1 protein-coding gene is annotated in these 330 nt (G+C 37.3%); it reads left to right on the top strand.

What is annotated here, in order from left to right; genetic code table 11:
- The coding region (locus ABFX15_RS12175) for a transposase (RefSeq protein WP_428830606.1) at positions 1 to 330 on the top strand (330 nt) is incomplete at both ends.

Genomic DNA, 330 nt, shown 5'->3' with positions numbered 1-330 from the left:
GATACAGACTTTACACATAAAGAATCACAGTATTTCAAGATTGATTATCAAGCTAAATCTTGGGAAACGGGTCGTAAAGTAACTGTAAAGGCCACTCGAGAAGCTGGCGAACTCTTATTTACGACGTTTGAGTTTATCGTATCAAATTTCGTTGATATACCTGCCCAAACAGTGTACAAGCTCTACCAAAAGAGAGGAACAATGGAAAATTATATCAAAGAAATCAAACATGGTTTTTCCTTCGACAAGACCGATAGTTCAACGTTTCTTGCGAATCAGGCTCGCATGATGATGAGTTGTATTGCCTATACAGTCATTCATTTGATGAAA

The sequence above is a fragment of the Alkalibacterium indicireducens genome, assembly GCF_039522005.1.
Taxonomy (GTDB): Bacteria; Bacillota; Bacilli; order Lactobacillales; family Carnobacteriaceae_A; genus Alkalibacterium; species Alkalibacterium indicireducens.
The sequence above is the reverse complement of the archived record's forward strand: the minus strand, read 5'-3'. Positions and strand labels throughout refer to the sequence as shown.